Origin of the sequence: Actinomycetospora sp. TBRC 11914, assembly GCF_012933465.1 — a bacterium.
In the GTDB taxonomy this organism is placed as follows: Bacteria; Actinomycetota; Actinomycetes; order Mycobacteriales; family Pseudonocardiaceae; genus Actinomycetospora.
The window spans coordinates 338144-353448 of the sequence record NZ_JABBND010000001.1 but is presented as its reverse complement, the minus strand read 5'-3'; the positions used below and the strand labels follow the sequence as shown (position 1 = coordinate 353448).

The 15305-nt window shown below is 76.3% G+C and carries 22 protein-coding genes; 5 read left to right on the top strand and 17 right to left on the bottom strand.

Annotated features, from left to right (window positions below):
• Positions 1–4 precede the first annotated feature (4 nt).
• The 10 genes from HH311_RS01710 to HH311_RS01665 all read right to left on the bottom strand — a co-directional run bounded on the left by HH311_RS01710 (position 5) and on the right by HH311_RS01665 (position 6806).
• Positions 5–358, bottom strand: coding sequence for a sodium:proton antiporter (locus HH311_RS01710; RefSeq protein ID WP_312029874.1), 354 nt, complete (start codon positions 356–358; stop codon positions 5–7).
• Positions 355–1092, bottom strand: coding sequence for an MnhB domain-containing protein (locus tag HH311_RS01705; RefSeq protein ID WP_312029873.1), 738 nt, complete (start codon positions 1090–1092; stop codon positions 355–357). The genes HH311_RS01710 and HH311_RS01705 overlap by 4 nt, the downstream gene beginning before the upstream one ends.
• Positions 1089–1358 (bottom strand): hydrogenase subunit MbhD domain-containing protein, encoded by a 270-nt coding sequence (locus HH311_RS01700; RefSeq protein WP_169181852.1) that lies wholly within the window; start codon positions 1356–1358, stop codon positions 1089–1091. Before HH311_RS01700 ends, HH311_RS01705 begins: the two co-directional genes overlap by 4 nt.
• A complete protein-coding gene (locus HH311_RS01695) occupies positions 1355–1690 on the bottom strand; it encodes a hypothetical protein (RefSeq protein WP_169181851.1) in 336 nt (111 codons plus the stop codon). Before HH311_RS01695 ends, HH311_RS01700 begins: the two co-directional genes overlap by 4 nt.
• On the bottom strand, positions 1687–1941 hold the full coding sequence (locus HH311_RS01690) for a monovalent cation/H+ antiporter complex subunit F (RefSeq protein WP_169181850.1): 255 nt from the start codon (positions 1939–1941) through the stop codon (positions 1687–1689). The genes HH311_RS01695 and HH311_RS01690 overlap by 4 nt, the downstream gene beginning before the upstream one ends.
• Positions 1938–2438, bottom strand: coding sequence for a Na+/H+ antiporter subunit E (locus HH311_RS01685; RefSeq protein WP_169181849.1), 501 nt, complete (start codon positions 2436–2438; stop codon positions 1938–1940). Before HH311_RS01685 ends, HH311_RS01690 begins: the two co-directional genes overlap by 4 nt.
• A 366-nt stretch (positions 2439–2804) precedes the next feature.
• Positions 2805–4415, bottom strand: a complete 1611-nt coding sequence (locus tag HH311_RS01680; RefSeq protein ID WP_169181848.1) for an NAD(P)/FAD-dependent oxidoreductase — start codon at positions 4413–4415, stop codon at positions 2805–2807.
• Between the two features lie 93 nt (positions 4416–4508).
• A complete protein-coding gene (locus tag HH311_RS01675) occupies positions 4509–5024 on the bottom strand; it encodes a hypothetical protein (RefSeq protein ID WP_169181847.1) in 516 nt (171 codons plus the stop codon).
• Complete coding sequence (locus HH311_RS01670) at positions 5021–5788, bottom strand: alpha/beta fold hydrolase (RefSeq protein WP_169181846.1); 768 nt, start codon at positions 5786–5788, stop codon at positions 5021–5023. The genes HH311_RS01675 and HH311_RS01670 overlap by 4 nt, the downstream gene beginning before the upstream one ends.
• A 142-nt stretch (positions 5789–5930) precedes the next feature.
• Positions 5931–6806: a CHAD domain-containing protein gene (locus tag HH311_RS01665; protein WP_169181845.1), complete on the bottom strand. Its 876-nt coding sequence runs from the start codon at positions 6804–6806 to the stop codon at positions 5931–5933.
• A gap of 287 nt (positions 6807–7093) precedes the next feature.
• Here HH311_RS01665 and HH311_RS01660 point away from each other — a divergent pair, with 287 nt between their 5' ends.
• Positions 7094–7507, top strand: coding sequence for a DUF4333 domain-containing protein (locus tag HH311_RS01660; RefSeq protein WP_169181844.1), 414 nt, complete (start codon positions 7094–7096; stop codon positions 7505–7507).
• A gap of 68 nt (positions 7508–7575) precedes the next feature.
• On the opposite strand, the gene HH311_RS01655 is transcribed toward HH311_RS01660, so the two are convergent.
• Positions 7576–8352, bottom strand: coding sequence for an SDR family NAD(P)-dependent oxidoreductase (locus tag HH311_RS01655; protein WP_169181843.1), 777 nt, complete (start codon positions 8350–8352; stop codon positions 7576–7578).
• A 62-nt stretch (positions 8353–8414) separates the two neighbouring features.
• On the opposite strand from HH311_RS01655, the gene HH311_RS01650 reads away from it, so the two are divergent.
• Positions 8415–9026, top strand: a complete 612-nt coding sequence (locus HH311_RS01650; protein WP_169181842.1) for a TetR/AcrR family transcriptional regulator — start codon at positions 8415–8417, stop codon at positions 9024–9026.
• Positions 9027–9060: 34 nt separating this feature from the next.
• On the opposite strand, the gene HH311_RS01645 is transcribed toward HH311_RS01650, so the two are convergent.
• Entirely contained in the window at positions 9061–9954 is an 894-nt protein-coding gene (locus HH311_RS01645; RefSeq protein ID WP_169181841.1) for a mechanosensitive ion channel family protein, read from the bottom strand.
• Between the two features lie 273 nt (positions 9955–10227).
• Here HH311_RS01645 and HH311_RS32475 point away from each other — a divergent pair, with 273 nt between their 5' ends.
• A complete protein-coding gene (locus HH311_RS32475; protein WP_169181840.1) occupies positions 10228–10845 on the top strand; it encodes an Lsr2 family protein in 618 nt (205 codons plus the stop codon).
• A gap of 70 nt (positions 10846–10915) precedes the next feature.
• Positions 10916–11062, top strand: a complete 147-nt coding sequence (locus HH311_RS01635) for a hypothetical protein (RefSeq protein WP_169181839.1) — start codon at positions 10916–10918, stop codon at positions 11060–11062.
• A 371-nt stretch (positions 11063–11433) separates the two neighbouring features.
• Here the strand turns inward: HH311_RS01635 and HH311_RS01630 are convergent, their stop codons facing one another.
• Together HH311_RS01630 and HH311_RS01625 are read right to left on the bottom strand one after the other, a co-directional pair.
• Positions 11434–12246: a methyltransferase domain-containing protein gene (locus tag HH311_RS01630; RefSeq protein WP_169181838.1), complete on the bottom strand. Its 813-nt coding sequence runs from the start codon at positions 12244–12246 to the stop codon at positions 11434–11436.
• 52 nt (positions 12247–12298) lie between these two features.
• Positions 12299–13162 carry an AraC family transcriptional regulator gene (locus HH311_RS01625; RefSeq protein WP_169181837.1) on the bottom strand — a complete coding sequence of 288 codons (864 nt, stop codon included), beginning with the start codon at positions 13160–13162 and terminating at the stop codon, positions 12299–12301.
• A gap of 157 nt (positions 13163–13319) precedes the next feature.
• Between HH311_RS01625 and HH311_RS01620 the strand changes: the two genes are divergently transcribed.
• Entirely contained in the window at positions 13320–14078 is a 759-nt protein-coding gene (locus HH311_RS01620) for a class I SAM-dependent methyltransferase (RefSeq protein ID WP_169181836.1), read from the top strand.
• A gap of 1 nt (position 14079) precedes the next feature.
• Here the strand turns inward: HH311_RS01620 and HH311_RS01615 are convergent, their stop codons facing one another.
• Genes HH311_RS01615 through HH311_RS01605 form a run of 3 tightly spaced genes read right to left on the bottom strand, consistent with a single transcriptional unit; the run spans position 14080 to position 15278 of the window.
• Positions 14080–14385: a hypothetical protein gene (locus tag HH311_RS01615; protein ID WP_169181835.1), complete on the bottom strand. Its 306-nt coding sequence runs from the start codon at positions 14383–14385 to the stop codon at positions 14080–14082.
• A 12-nt stretch (positions 14386–14397) separates the two neighbouring features.
• Positions 14398–14760, bottom strand: a complete 363-nt coding sequence (locus HH311_RS01610; protein WP_169181834.1) for a cupin domain-containing protein — start codon at positions 14758–14760, stop codon at positions 14398–14400.
• Between the two features lie 26 nt (positions 14761–14786).
• Entirely contained in the window at positions 14787–15278 is a 492-nt protein-coding gene (locus HH311_RS01605) for a DUF1059 domain-containing protein (protein ID WP_169181833.1), read from the bottom strand.
• Positions 15279–15305 lie beyond the last annotated feature (27 nt).

Genomic DNA, 15305 nt, shown 5'->3' with positions numbered 1-15305 from the left:
GGGCTCACCCGCGCAGCGCGCGGAGCTCGTCGGGGTCGACGGTGCCGTGCCGCTTGGCGATCTGGATCGTCAGCGCCAGCAGCAGCGCCGTCACCGTCGCCGAGACCACGATGTCGGTGAGGACCATGGCCTGGACGAGCGGGTCGACGACGGGGGAGGACCCGGCGCCGCCGGCGCCGAGGATCGGGACGGTGGCGCCCCGCTGGAAGCCGGCCGCGATGAGCAGGACGTACGTGCCGGACTGTGCCACCGACAGGGCGACGACGGTGTGGACGAGGTCGCGGCTGCGCACGATGCCCAGCGCGCCGACCAGGACGAGCCAGCCCGCGACGGTCCACGCGACGACGGTCAGGGTCACGGGGCCGCCCCCGGCCCGATGACGATCTCCTGGCGGAGGAACTGGCCGAGCAGCGACACGACCGCCGCGCCGACCCCGACCCCCGCGACCACGTTGAGCAGCAGGACGGTCCCGGAGGACAACGGAGCGCCGAGCACGCCGGGCGGGAGGAACTCCGCGGTGAACCCGGCGCCGACCACGAGCCCCGCCAGGCCGACCACCACGAACAGCCCGCTGCCCGCGGGTTCGAGCAGCGGCGCCCAGCGGGTCGGCCGGACCCACTGCAGCGCCGGGAAGCTGCCCGCGAGGTAGAGCAGGTGCAGCGCGGTGGCGAGCACGACCCCGCCCTGGAACCCGCCGCCCGGCGTGAGGTGCCCGTGGAGCACGACGTCGGCCCCCACCAGCAGCGTGACCGGCAGCAGCGCCCAGCCGGCGAGCCGGGTGGCCGGCAGGACGGCGGGCGGCGGGTCCGGCGGCTCGACCCGCTCGTCGTCCGCCGGGCGCAGCAGCGTCGTGACCGCGACGACCGAGGCGAGCAGGATCGTCTCCTCGCCGAGGGTGTCGAACGTGCGCTGGTCGAAGTTGATCGAGGACACGACGTTCGCGGTGGCGTGCGCCGCCGCCGCGGCGACGGCGGCGTCGCGGTAGGGGTGCACGTCCGTGCCGACCGGGGGCAGACCCGTCGTCGCCACCACCCACAGCACGGCGAGCCCGACGGCGCCGAGCCCGAACAGCACGAGCCGGAGCCGGCTCACGAGCCGTCGCTCCCGGAACCCCCGGACCGGCCCCCGCGGCGGCGCACGGTCCGCACGGTGAGCAGCACCAGCAGCGGCACCAGGGCGGTCCCGACGGACAGCTGCGAGAGCGCGACGTCGGGCGCGGCGGCCAGCACGAACACGGTGCCGAGGAGCAGCCCGTACACCGAGAGCGTCACGGCCTGCCGCTGCGGGTCGGGGGTCAGCGCCACGACGGTGCCGGCGACCCCGGTGGCCAGCAGGGCGATGATCAGCAGGACGGTCACCGCGGCGCCCCCTGCTCGTCGTCGAGCGCGCCGGCCTCGCGGCGTCCCTCCCGGTCGGCGCGGGCGATCGCGGTCTGCAGCACCGGCGCCGTCGCGGCGAGCAGCACGACCACGACGACGACGGCGGCCGTCGACGTCGAGGCCCCGAGCGCGAGCGCGCACGCCAGGCCGGTCGCGGGGCCCGCCACCGAGGTCACCACCGTCACCAGGTGCAGCCGCTCGGCGACCGACCCCAGCACGAGCGCGGCGCCTGCGGCGCCGACGACGGTGACCGCGGCGAGTGCGCAGAGCACCCAGACGACGACGCCGAGCGCTCCCGGCGGCGCGGTCACACCACGCCCCGCAGCAGCCGGGTGAAGACGAGCGTGCCGGCGAACGAGAGCAGCACGGTCACCAGCGGCACGATCAGCATGCTGGGCTGTCCCAGCGCCAGGGCGAGCACCGTCAGGAGCAGGACGGCCACCGCCTGGGCCAGCTGCAGCCCGGCGAGGCGCGCGACGGCGGTGCCCCGCGAGGCCAGCAGGAGCCCAGGACCGGCGAGCACGACCAGCAGCACGCCCGCCAGCAGCACGAACGGGCTCACCGGGCCACCGCCCGCTCCAGCGCCGACGGGGTCGGCGAGAGCGCGTGCACGACGAGGGCGTCGCGGCGGACGTCGGCGACGTAGGCCCCGGGCGTCGTCGAGATCGTCACCGCGCCGACGGAGCCGCGGGCGTCGGGGACCGCGTCGGGCGGGTCGGCGAGGGGCAGGCGGCGCTCCTGGCCGAGCGGCCTCCCGGACCGCACCGCGCGCACCACGGCGACGGCGAGCCGCCCGGTGTCCGTCACCACCGCGCCGGGCAGGCGGGCGGCCCACCGCCACCCGTCCGGCGGGAGCGCCGTGGGGGCATCGAGGACGCGCCGCGCGGCCAGGGCGAGCACCGCGATCGGCACGGACACCACGGCGGCCACCACGACCTCCAGGAGCCCGACGCTCGTCAGCGTGGCGACCCACACGGCGGTGAGCACGACGACCCAGGCGACGAGCTCGACGGCCGCGAGGGTGACCCGGCGGACGCGGGCGGGCTGTCGGTCGGCCATGGGCGGGGTGCTTCCCCGCCCGGCTCACCCCGGAAACGGGTTCCCTCGAGGTGGCCTTCGGCCTCGTGAGCAGAAAGTGTCGGTATAGCGACACTTTGTGCTCACGAGCGCGGAGCGCACCTCGGGGCGTCGGACTCCCGGGCGGGCCGCTCCTCGGACGGGCGGGACCGCTCGGGGGGCGAGTCGGGCCGGCGGGTGATGGCGTGGAGCCAGTCGTCCGGGGGTGCCTGGGGCACTCCGGCTCCGGCGTGGTCGGCGAACACCGTGGATGGCCTCCTCGGGCGAGGAGCGCAGGGCAGCGGGGAGTACACCGCGAGCGCGAGCGTGTGGTGCGCCCATCAGGGCACCAGGAGCCACCCGCCGAGGTCAACCCCCGTGCACGAGCCGGTGCCCGCCGCGGACGAGCGCGGCGTAGGCCGGGCCGAGCCGACCGGCCCGCGCCCGGGCGGCTCGCGCCGCCGACGCCCCGGGCCCGCCGTGCACGGCGCCGCCGGGGTGCGCGGACGCCCCCGCGAGGAAGAGCCGGTCGACGGGGGTGTCGGGTCGCCCGAGGCCTGGGGTCGGCCGGAACACGAGCTGCTGGTGCAGGTGGGCCGTGCCGCCCATGAGGGCGCCGCGGACGAGGCTGGGGTCGCGACGCTGCAGCGTGTCCGGGTCGGACACCGCGCGGCCGACGACGAGGTCGCGGAAGCCCGGCGCGTGCCGCTCGAGCACCGCCTCCATCCGCCCGACGTGGGCCGCGACCTCGTCCGCGGTGCGCAGCCGGTCGTGGGGGACGCGGGTGTAGGCCCACAACGACTCGGTGCCCGCCGGCGAGCGCGACGGGTCGGCGGTGGTGAGCTGGCCGAGGATGAGGAACGGGTCGTTCGGCACCTGCCCCGCGGCGAGGTGGCCCCCGAGGTGGGCGAGCCCCGAGGTGTCAGCCCCGACGTGCACCGCTCCCGCGCCGTGGGCCTCGGCGGCGGTCCACGGCATCCGCCCGGAGAGCGCCCAGTCGACCTTGAGCACCGCGTGGTCCCACTGGAACCGCTGCAGGTCCTCCCGCATCCGCCACGGAAGGTGCTCGACGCCGACGAGCTCGCCGTAGAGGACCGGCGCGGCAACGTCGGCGAGCACGGCCTCGTCGGCCCGGACGGTGCCACCCCCGGTGTCCACGACGCCCACGGCGCGCCCGCCCTCGACCAGGACGCGCGCCACCGGGCGGGAGCGGTCGACGCGGCCGCCGCGGGCCCGGAGCCGCGCGACGAGGGCGCCGGTGAGCGCGCTCGACCCGCCCTCGGGCACCGGGAAGCCGACGTCCTGGGCGAGCATCGTCAGCAGCCAGCCGAAGGCGGTGCTGCCGGCCGCGGTCGTCGGGACGTCGGCGTGCATGGCGTTGCCCGCGACGAGGACCCGGCCGCCCTCGCCGTCGAACTCCTCCTCGCCGAAGCGCTGCGCGGGCAGCAGCAGCCGGCGCGCGAGCCGCAGCGCGTCCGGGGTCCCGGTGGTGCGCAGCAGGCGGGCGGCCGGGCGCACGGGCGGGAACGGCGCGAGCAGCGCCTCGAGCAGCGGCTCGCGGATCTCCTGCCACTGGCGCGCGAGCCGGCGCCAGGCGGCCCCGTCGCCCGGGGCGAACCGTTCCAGCGACTCGGCGGTGACGTCGAGGTCGCGCGAGACGAGCGCGGCGCGGTCGTCGGGCAGCACGTGCGCCATCGGGTGCGGTGCGTGGCACCAGCGCAGCCCGTGGGCGCCGAGGTCGAGACCGCGCAGCACGGGCGACGCGGCGCCGAGGGGGTAGAAGGCGCTGCCGAGGTCGGTGCTCCAGCCGGGGGCGGCGAGCTCGGCGCTGCGGGTGGCTCCTCCGGGCTCGTCGGCGGCCTCGAGCACGTGCACGCGCCAGCCCGCGTCCGCGAGCAGGTTGGCCGCGACGAGCCCGTTGTGACCGGCGCCGACGACGACGGCGTCGGCGCGCTCGGCATCGCCGGAGGGAGGGGTCATGGCGGGACCGTGCCCGTCACGCCGCGCCCGGCAAACGGCCAGGTGCGCTCCGCGCTCGTGACCAGAAGAGGTCGGTGTGGCGACACGTCCTGCTCACGGGCGCGCAGCGCGCCTGGTGGCCCACCAGGCGCACGCGGCCGCGGCGAGGTCCTCGGCGAGCGCGCCCGGCAGGTCCGAGCCGCACCGCCGTGAGGCCGCCGCGCGCCAGCGCACCCCGCCGAGGGCCGCGCCGACCGCGGCCAGGGCCGCGACCACGCCCGACGTCGGGACCGCGCGGCCGTCGCGGGTCGCGAGCACCCGGCCCGAGGCGCCGCCGAGGAGGATCCGTGGCGCGAGCCCGACGATGCCGTTCCGCGGCGGCACCACCGGGGTCTTGTCGGCGACCACCTCGCCGAGCGCGCCCACCGCGACCGCCGGCGCCCAGCGCGCGACCCGCCCGGCGGCGCGGGGATCGTCGGGCCGGGCGCGCAGGGCGAGCGCGGTCGGACCGAAGGTGCTGCGGGCGCCGGTCGCGGCGCCGAGCAGGGCCTCGCGCAGGAGCTCGACCGGCCCGAGGGCCCGCCGGGACGGGCGCGCCGGGGCCCCGACGACGCGGCTCGTGCCGCTCACGCGACCGCCCCCACGAGCTCCCCGGCGGCCGGGGCGCCGTCGATCGCCCGGCCGACCTCGGCGAGCGAGTCCGGCGAGGTGAGCAGCCCGAGGTGGGTGGTCTCGACGACCACCTCCCGCGCAGCCGGCTCGTGGTTCGCCGCGCTCGGCACGGTGCGGTCCCCGGTGCCGGTGATCCGGGTGAACGGCACCTCGGCGGGCCAGTCGCCGTCGAGCTCGTCGCGGTAGTCCCGGCAGCAGTCGCCGAGCAGGCAGGTCAGCGTGGCGAGCCCCGGGACGCCGAGGCTGCCCGCGAGCGCGGCCGCGGTGCTCAGCCCGAGGGCGACCGGCCCGAGCCCGTACAGACCGACCGGGGCGCCGAGCGTGGTCAGCGAGGCCACCGAGCGTGGGGACCGGGCGGCCACGACGCGGCAGAACTGGCCGCCGCGGCTGTGCCCGACGAGGTGGACGCGGCGCCTGCTCTGCTCGGCGAGCACCTCGACCCGGCGGGCGAGCCCGACGGCGGCCCGCTGGGCGCACCCGGTCCCGGCGCCGTCGACCACCACGGTGACCCGGTGGCCGCGCCGGGTGAGTGCCTCGGCGAGTGGTGCCATGACCGGGGCGGTGGCGCCGAACCCGCCCGTCACGACGACGGGGGCGGCGGGGTCCGCCGCGGGCGGTGCGGCCGCGTCCACGACGGGGTCGGGCAGGGCCCGCAGCGCGGCCCGTCCCAGCCACTCCATCCCGGCCACCACCATGCCCTCGGCCCGGTCTCTCGCGATCATCGCCGCCTCCTCGAGTCACTCGACGGACGGCTGGCGACATCAACCGCGGTGGCGGAGGCCTACCCGGACCCGGTCGTGCCCCAACCGGAGGTGCGCTGACGCGCCTGTGAGCACTTTCTGGTGCCATGACACCAGAAAGTGCTCACGGGGCCGGAGGCCACCTCGCCCACACCCCGGGCAGCGCCGCCTCGACCTCCCGGGCCCGCAGCGCCTCGTCGCCGTGCACGAGCCCGAGCGCGAACCCGTCCCGCCCGAGGCGCCCGGCCGCGAGCTCCAGCACCGTCGCGCGCATGACCACCGAGTCCTGGTGGGCGCCCAGGAGGTCCTGCAGCGCGGCCATCCGCCGCCGCCAGCGCTTGGCCGGCTTCCCGAGCGCCGGCCCCGCGGCCTCCCGCGCGTAGCGCAGGCGCTTGGCGGCCTTGCGCGCCTCGTGCAGGGCCTCGTCGCGGGCCGTCCCGGGTGCGACGTCGAGGGCGGTCGCCACGGCGGCGACGAGGCGGCGGCGGGCGCGGGCGACCTCGGCGTCGAGCACCCGGCGGGCGGGCCGGGTACCGCGCCGGGCGAGCGGCGGGTCGGCCACCAGGGCGTCGAGCGCGTCGAGCAGCGCCCGGTACCGCGGGCTGTCGAGCGCCGCGACCGCGCGGGCCCGGGCGTGCGCCCCGCGGCAGGCGAAGACGGCGTCGAGCTCGGCCCCGAGGCTGCGGGGGACGAGCTCCTCGGGGACCGCTGCGAGGAGCTCGGCGAGCCGGGCGTGGACCACCTCGGCGTCGCGGGCGGGGGCGAGCTCGCCGGCGAGCCAGCGGAGCTCGTCGGTCAGGGCTCTCGTCCGCTCGCGCTCGAGCACCCGTCCGAACGTCCGCAGCGCGCTGCGCGCCCGCCGGGTCGCGACCCGCATCTGGTGGACGGCGTCCTCGGCGTCGCGGCGCACCAGCGGCTCCTGGGTGCGCACCGCGTCGGCCTGCTCGCGCAGGTAGGCGAGCACCACTGCGGCCGCGCTGCCGGTCGGCACAGCACCCATCAGCCACCTCCGGCCCCCGACACCGTCCATCCCACCGCAGCGGGGAGGAGCCGGGGGGACCGGATCGATCCGGTCGTCGTGATCGCCGACCCGACGAGCTCCTGGACGCCCCGCGTCCACCGCCTCGTCGTCGTGGTGATCATGCCGAGCTCGAGGTCGGGGAGGGCCCGACTGTCGCGACGCTGACACAACGACCGTCGCGACGGGCGCAGACCGCGACGCGGTGGCGGAGCACTCTTCGATCCGTCGACGCCGACCGCGGCGTCACCCCCACGAAGGAGCCCGCCATGTCCGTCCCCACCGTCCCCTCGGTCCCCACCTCCGCCTCCGCCCCGGCCGGTCCGTCGGCTCCGTCCGCCGGCGCGCAGGGCGATCCCCGGATCCCGGGCCAGGGGCCGCGGCGCCGACGGACCGGGCTGGTGGTCGCCGTCGTGGCGTCGGTGGCCGCGCTGTTCGCCGCGATCGTCGTCGCGGTGCTCGCGTTCCTCGGCGGCACGACGAACGTGCCCGCCGCGACCGTGGGCGAGAAGCTCTCCGCGCAGTTCGGCGCCCCGGTGACCTGCACGCAGGACCTGCCCGCGACGGTCGGCGCCACCACCACGTGCACCGGCACCGACGACCAGGGCGTGCACCACGTGCTCGTCACCGCGACGTCGGTGAACGGGACGCAGGTGGACTTCACCGGCACGGTGCAGGACTGACCCCGGCGCAACGGTCCGGTCGCCCCGCCCCGTCACCACGACGTAGCGGGGCGTCCGGCTGCGCACCGTCAGACGGCCCCGACCGCCGACACGGCGACACCCGTCCGCCCGCCGTCCACGTCGAGCACGGTGCCGTGGGTGAAGGCCGCCGCGTCGGAGGCGAGGTAGACGACCGCGGCGCCGATCGCGCTCGGATCACCCGCACGTCCGGCCGGCGTGCCGACCATCAGCCCTTCACCCCGGAACTCGACCGACGGGTCCAGTCCGGGCGGGCGGATCACCCCGGGCGAGACGGCGTTGACGCGCACCCCGCGCGGCCCGAACTCCGCGGCCCACGCCCGGGTCAGAGTCTCCAGGGCGCCCTTGGTCGACGCGTAGAGCGAGCCGACGGGCAGGCCGAGACGAGCGCCCCAGGAGCCGAGGTTCACCACGACGCCGGAGCCGCGCTCGACCATCCCGGGCACCACGGCCTGAACCAGGAAGAACGGTGCCTTGACGTTGACCGCCCAGAGGCGGTCGGCGAGGTCGTCGTCGGCCGAGAGCGTGGTGGCCGCCGGGTAGATGCCCGCGTTGTTCACCAGCACGTCGAGCGGGCCGGCGACGTCGGACGCCGCCCGCGCCAGGGCGTGGCTCGCCGCCGCCGTGCCGTCGAGCCGGGCGGCGACGAAGTCGGCCTCCCCGCCCGCCGCCCGGATCGCCGCCACGGTGTCGGCGCCGCGCGCCTCGTCGCGTCCGGAGACGACCACGTGGGCGCCCTCGGCGGCGAGGGCGGTCGCGATCGCGCGGCCGATGTTGCTGGTGGAGCCGGTGACGAGGGCGCTGCGGCCCTCGAGGAGTGAGGTCACGACGGCGACGCTAGGGAGAATTTTCTGGACCGTCGAGTCCAGGAAAGCCGTACGCTGAGATCGTGGGCATCACGACCAAGGGCCGGGCGACGCGGCAGCGCATCGTCGAGGGCGCGGCGGTCCACCTCCGCGGCACCGAGCCCGGGACGCTCACCCTCGACGACGTCCGCGCGATCACCGGCACCAGCAAGGGCCAGCTCTTCCACTACTTCCCGGGCGGGAAGGAGGAGCTGCTGCTCGCCGTCGCCCGCTTCGAGGCCGACCGGGTCCTCGACGACCAGCAGCCCCACCTCGGGGCGCTCACCAGCTGGGCGGCGTGGCGGCGCTGGCGCGACGCCGTCGTCGCCCGGTACCGCGCGCAGGGCGCGCACTGCCCCCTCGGCTCCCTGCTCGGGCAGGTGCACTCGACCCCCGGGGCCGCCGAGGTGGTCTCGACCCTCCTCGGGCAGTGGGAGGGCCACCTGCGGCGGGGCATCGAGGCGATGCAGGCCCGCGACCAGGTCGACCCCGCGCTCGACGCCGGCCGCCACGCCGCGGCGCTCCTGGCCGGCGTCCAGGGAGGGGTGCAGGTGCTCCGGTCCACGGGCAGCAGTCGGCACCTCGAGGCGGCGCTCGACCTCGGGATCGAGGCACTCCGTCCGCCCCGGACACGAGAAGGGCCGGCAGACCCGTAGGTCTGCCGGCCCCTCGCCGCGTGCCCCGGAGGGGTCAGCGCCGGCCGTTCTCCTGCGGCGTCATCTGCACCGTCGGCTCGGCCGGGTCGGCGAACTGCGGCGCGGCGGTGCCGGTCGGCGGGGTCGCCGGGGCCGCCGGGTCGTTCGCGGCGGCGTACTGGCGGGCGCGCTCGGCGTCGGCGCGGCCGCGCTGGCGGCCGGCCTCGAGGTCGGCGCGGACCTGGTCGGACTCGTCCTGGGCCCTGCGGTAGCCCGAGTCGATGAGGTCCTTGGCGGCGTCGCGGCCACCGAGACCGAACGCGAGCGCGGCGCCGAGGGCGACCGCACCGATCAGCGCGATGTAGGTGGCGTTGACGATCACCGGCGCGATGCCGAGCTGGTTGAGGATCATGAAGACCGCGATGGCCATGACCAGCGTCGGCGCGGCCGAGCGCACCACGCGCCCGGTCGGAGTGTCACCCATGGTGCGGTGCACCAGCCCACCGACCGCGGCGGCGACCGCGGCGGCGATCAGGAAGATCAGCAGGGCGGCGAGCACGTTCGGCAGGTAGGAGAGCACCTGGTTCACGAACCCGGTGACCGCCGGGATGTTCAGCGTCCCGACCGCCGAGACGATCACGAACACCAGCAGCACCCACTGCACCACCAGCCCGACCAGCTGTGAGGGCTGGCCCTTCGGGGAGAACCGCGCGACGTACTCGCCGCCGCGGCCGTGGGTGAGCTTGTCGTCGACGTGGACGCGGTGCAGCAGACGCGAGATCCCCGCGCGGATCAATCGCGCGATGATGTAGCCGATGACGAGCACCAGCAGCGCGCCGATGATGTTCGGCACGTAATTCAGCAGCGTCGTGAAGGCGTTCTGCAGCGACTGCAGGGCGTTGAACCCGCCGCCACCGTCGGGCGGTGCCTGCGCAGGCAGAGTCGACATCGATCGTTCTCCTCGGGCGTCGGAGGCCGTGGTCCCGCCGGTGGTTCCCGCGGCACCGCGAGCCCGAACCGTCCTTTCGCGCCGATCCGGTCGAACTCCCCGTGAACGCCTGGTGATGACCGTCCGAGGATCCCGGTCACGGCGAGGGAGCATCCCGACGGCACTTCTGCTAAGAATCACGCCCGAGGGGGATCCAGCCGCACGGCATTGCCGGGATCGGGCGCACGCAAACCCGCGCTCCGATTCACCGAACGATGGGAGCAGAACCCCGCGATGGCGACACGAACCGTGGTGACCCTCGTCGACGACGTCGACGGCAGCACCGCCGAGGAGAGCGTCTCCTTCGGCCTCGACGGCGTCGAGTACGAGATCGACCTGTCGGCCGAGCACGCCGAGGCGCTGCGCGGCGTGCTGGAGCCGTACGCGGCGGCCGCCCGGCGCACCGGTGGTCGGCGGGGCGCGCGCACCGCGCCGCGCCCGGCGTCGTCGGGCTCCGACGGGGCCGCCCCCGCCCGGTCGCGGAGCACGAACGCCCAGATCCGCACGTGGGCCGCCGAGCACGGCGTCACGCTGGCCGAGCGCGGCCGGCTGCCCGGCCGCGTCATCGAGGCCTTCGAGGCGGGCGACCCCTCCCGGCTGCCCAGCTCGGACGGCACGGCGTCGGACGGGGCGGGGTCGGACGGGGCGGCCCCGGAGCCCGAACCGGCACCCGCCGCGTCGTCGGCGTCCTCCGCGGACGGCGGCGAGACCCGTGGCCGGGACGGCCTGACGTCCAGCGAGCGGGAACAGATTCGTTCCTGGGCCGTGGAGCAGGGCATCGAGGTGAAGCCGCGGGGCCAGCTGCGCAAGGACCTGATCAGCAACTACCGGGCGTGGGAGTCGCGGCGGTAGGTCCGCGCGTGTGGCGTCGGCGCCCGTCGGGCAGCCCCGGCCCTCCCGAACCACTGCTCCGGAGGTGCTGATGGACCCGACGTCGATGCGACGCCAGAGCGAGGCGGAGGACGGCGACTCGTCGGCGACCTGGGAGGGCGCGCTCGAGGAGGACCCGGCCATCGACTCCCGCGACGAGGACGCCGATTCGTCGGCCACGACGAGCCCCGACGCCTGACCGCCGGATCGTGCCGCGGGAGACGAGGCGCGGTTTCCGTGGTGGCCCGCGTGGCGCGCGTGGCGAATCCGGGAGGACGCCGCCCTCCTCTCCCCGGTCACGTCGTTCGCGTTCTCCGTGGTCGGCGGGACGATGGCGGTGCTCATCCGTGCCGAGCCCGCCCGCTCCGGTCCCGGGAATCTGTCGTGCGAACAGGGCGACGATGCTGCTGCGCTGCGAGATCGTCGATCTCCGGTTTCGTGAACGAGACCGAACCGCTGCAGATCGGGGTAACCCACGTCGCGTTCCCGGGACAAGACGCCGTCGTGGTCGGGCCGCCGACACAGGCGAACGGTGCCGCCGAGGAATTCCGGCGAGACCCGGCCGCGGTATCAGGGTGTGCGGCCCCAGGCGGAGACCAGCGGAGAGGTCGCGAGGTCGGGGACGGCACCGTCGGCGAGGTTCCGCAGGTGCCGGTCGACCTCGGCGTCGGACGCGAGCCCGGCGGCGACGAGCCGGTCGCGGATCTGCTCGACGGTCGCGATCTCGAGCGCGGTGGCGGCCGGCGCGGTGATCGGGAAGTACGCGTCCGCCCCGACGTCGTGCAGGCCGTGCTCCCGCAGCCGCCGGGGGAGCGTCCGCCCGTACGCCAGGTCGGCCGAGCGCCCGGCCATCAGGGTGCGGAAGCCGTGGCGCAGCCGGTTCGCGAGCTCCTGGGCGGGCCCGTACTCGTCGGGGCACAGCAGCGGCTGCAGCCCGGGGTCGGCCTCCTCGACGAGCAGCCATCCGCCCGGGCGCAGGGCCGCGACCATCGCGGCGAGGGCCTCCTCGCGGCGGGGGACGTGGGTGAGCACCAGCCGGGCGTGGACCAGGTCGAGGTCGGTGGCGGGCGGTTCGTCGACGCCGACGTCGTGGCGCAGTACCCGCAGCCACGACGGTCCGGGGCCCTCGAGCCAGGCGGTGTCGAGGTCGGTGGCGACCACCAGCCCGTCCGGGCCGACGCGCGCCGCGAGCCCGTCCGGCACGCCGCGGCTCCCGGCGCCGACCTCCCAGCAGCGCCACCCCGGCCCGACGCCGAGCCGGTCGAGGTGGCGGAACGTGGTGTCGTCGAACAGCGCGGCGAGCGACGCGAAGCGGGAGCCGGCCTCCGGCTGCGCGTTGCGCAGGAGGTAGCCGGTGTCGCCGGGCCCCGGGTCGTCGGGCACGGGCCGGATCCTCCAGGCCGAGCGCCCGCTCCACCAGGTCCGGCGGGTCCGGTCAGCCGGCCCGGCGCCACTCCTGCGGGGCGAGCCCGTGGGCGGCGCGGAACCGCCGGATGAAGTAGCCGGGGTCGCGGTAGCCGACACGGTGCGCGATCGCGGTCACCGTCAGGTCGGTGCCGGCCAGGAGCCGCCTGGCCTCCTGCAGTCGCCGTTCGGTGACCCACCGCCCCACCGTGCGCCCGGTCCGTCGTCGCACGACGGTCGTGACGTGCCCGGGGGACCGCCCGACCGCCGCGGCCACGTCCCGGGCCGTGATCGGCTCGCGGAACCGGGCCTCGAGGGCGTCGAACACCGCCGCGACCAGCGTCTCGTCGTGCTCGCGCAGGTCGGCCGGGACGTCCGCGGCGAGCCGCCCGAGCCGCACGAGCAGCAGCGTCACGTGCGCGCGGGCGGCCTCGGCGTAGCCGTCGCGGCGGTCGCGCAGCTCGGTCTCGAGTGCGGTGAGCTCGCCGAGCCATGCCGCCCGCTCCGCGGCCGGGACGTGCAGCCGCTCGCCGCCGGGCCGCCCGCCGCGCGTGAACGGGTAGAGCAACGGGTGCGCCCGCCAGGCCAGCGGGGAGGATGGCGCCTCGGCGTCGACGAGATCCGCGGGGAAGAAGACCGTCCAGACGTCCGCCGCCGGGTCGTCGTGGTCGTCGAGCGGGGTCACGACGGTGCCCGGGGCGACCACGACGACGTCCCCCGGCCGGACCGACCACGTCCGCTCGTCGACCCGGACCTTCCCGCCGCCCCGCTCGACGTAGATCAGGACGAGGAAGTCGTGGATGTGCGCACCGAGGGCGGCGCCGCCCTGCGGCCCCGGGCCGGAGCGCCGGCGCACGGTGACGGCGGGGACGCCCGGCGCTCGGGCGTACCCCATCACCGGGACCCCGTCCGGGCTCGTCGACACCGGCCCGGGGACGTCGGAGGAAAGTCCTGCCCTCACCGTGTTCCGTTCCTTGTCCGCAGCTCCCGGCGTCGGGAGGCTGGAGTCGACGACGGAGAACCGTCCCATCGAGCCGACAGGAGCACAACCCATGTCCGAGCCGACGACGCCGGCCGCCGGGTCGCACGACCGGTCCTTCCTGCCCGCCCTGGGCACCGCCGGGCCGCTCTCGCTCTACGACGCGGTCTCCTGGCTCGGCGCGCGCAGCGCCCACCGCCGCCTGGTGGGGGCCGCGGACCCGGCTCCCGGTCAGACCGTGCTGGAGATCGGCTGTGGCACCGGGAACCTGCTGCTCGCCGCGGCCCGCGCGCAGCCCGCCGCGACGGTCATCGGGCTCGACCCCGACTCCGCGGCCCTCGACCGCGCCCACGCCAAGGCCCGCCGCCGGGGACTGCCCGTGCGGGTCGAGCAGGGCTTCGCGGACGAGCTGCCGCATCCCGACGGCAGCGTCGACCGCGTCCTGTCGGCCTTCATGTTCCACCACCTGCCGGAGGAGGCGAAGGAGGCGATGCTGCGGGAGGTCCGACGGGTGCTCGCGCCGGGCGGCGTGCTCTTCCTCGTCGACTTCGAGGGCCTGCCGCGCCCGTACCGGCTGCTCACCCCGCTGCTACGGGCGGTGGGCCACGGCCGGGGGCACGGGCACGGCGACGGGCACGGGCACGGGCACGGCGAGGGGCACGGGCACGGCGGGCACGACGGGCACGACGAGGCCCTCGCGCCCGTCGCGAACGACCCGGCGACGGTGCGGTCGCTGCTCGCCGCCGCCGGGTTCACCGACGTCGCGGCCGTCGGGACCGGGAACAGTCCGTTCGGTCGCTGGGTCTCCCACCGCGCCGTGCGCGGCGCCTGACTCAGAAGCGGTCCGGGGTGTCGAGCACCGGGTAGACCCGCACCGCGGGCGGCTCGCTGACCCCGGCCTCGGCCATGATCCTCCGGATCTCGTCCTGGGAGTCGAAGAACCGGTGGAACGACTCCTCGTCGGGCCACTCGTCGACCACCACCGCGCTGCCGTCCGGGTGCTGGACGAACTGGTGGTGGATCGCGCCGTGGCGCCGGCCGTCCTCGCTGATGGCGGCCATCGTGGCGGTGTTGTCGAGGACGACCTTCTCCATCGTCTCGGCCGGGACCGGGAACGTGACGGTGACGAGGACGCTCATGTCCGTCTCTCCTCAGGCGCGGGCGTAGGTCTCGGCGGTCTTGGACTCGAACTCCAGCCCCACGACGGGCTCGTTCCCGACGACCCAGGCGTCGTGCCCCGGCGCGATGCGGTAGGCGCCCCCCGCGACGAGGTCGGCCTCGGTGCCGTCCTCGGCGACGACGTGCAGCTGCCCCGAGACGAGGTAGCCGAGGTGCGCGGCCTGGCAGCTCTCGGTCCCGGCGACCGGCTTGATGCACTCCGACCAGCGCCAGCCCGGCTGCAACGTCATCCGGGCGATCGTGGCGTCGCCGAGGGCGACCACGTCCACGTGGGTCAGGGCCGGCGTCCGCGTCTCGTCCGGGGCGTCCATGCGCTTGACGGCGATGCTGCTCATGTCTCCTCCGATCCTGGTCGTGCTCGTCAGGGCATCTGGGCGCGGACGACGTCGAGGTTGCGGAAGCTGACCTGGCCGCCGGCCATGGTGGTCAGACGCTCCGCGATCGCCGCGGTCGCGGGGTGCTTCGAGTTCGTCATCGCGTCCTCGTAGCTGGGGAACTCGACGAGCTCGACGTGGACGCCGGGCCGCTCGCGGTCGGCGCCGAGCACGAACCAGCGTGCCGTGCGGTCGGGGCCGATCTCACGCATCCAGTCGTCCACCGCGGCGTCGAACTCCTCGAGCCGCTCGATGGGGAACTCGATGAGCTGCACGAACGCGCCGGGCACCGTCGCCGGCTGCGCGTCCTTCAGCCCGGCGCGGATCATGTCGCGCAGCGCGGCGTCGTCGTCGTGTCCGTGGACGGCGACGGCGTGCTGCGAGGCCGCCTCGACGACCTCGTCCTCCTCACCGGTGAGGGTCAGCGTGCAGCCGCTCTCGCTGGGCACGTCCCGGCAGTCGACGATCTTGCGGGTCATGATCGGCCCTCCTCCGGCGTGATGTGG